Annotated in this window: 1 pseudogene; it reads left to right on the top strand. The window is 33.7% G+C overall.

Features of this window, described 5'->3' with window-relative positions:
- A pseudogene (locus tag Q1A60_RS21530) lies at positions 1-210 on the top strand (hypothetical protein); the annotation flags it as partial.
- Positions 211-288 lie beyond the last annotated feature (78 nt).

Below are 288 nucleotides of genomic sequence, written 5' to 3'. Positions count from 1 at the left end.
TCGGAGGAGTTTATCATCGATGATGCACCGAGTGGCGAATGGTTGATTAATATACAGTATTTAGGAGATGAGGGAGACTATGTATTACCACCATTTTTAAAGTACACGGTATATAGAAACTATGGAACTCCGAAAGAGACGAAAGAAATCAAAGTAGTAAAGCTATTCAAACAATCAGATAAAGTAACCCTAGGGAAAGTGGCTTTATAATTTTACAATAACATATATAAGAGACGCTATTATATGAAAACACATATCACACTATTCAGTATAGTCTTCCTACTATTA

This window comes from uncultured Dokdonia sp. (assembly GCF_947492535.1).
Classification (GTDB): domain Bacteria; phylum Bacteroidota; class Bacteroidia; order Flavobacteriales; family Flavobacteriaceae; genus Dokdonia.
Note: the sequence above shows the minus strand (reverse complement) of the source record. Positions and strands in the feature narration are given on the sequence as shown.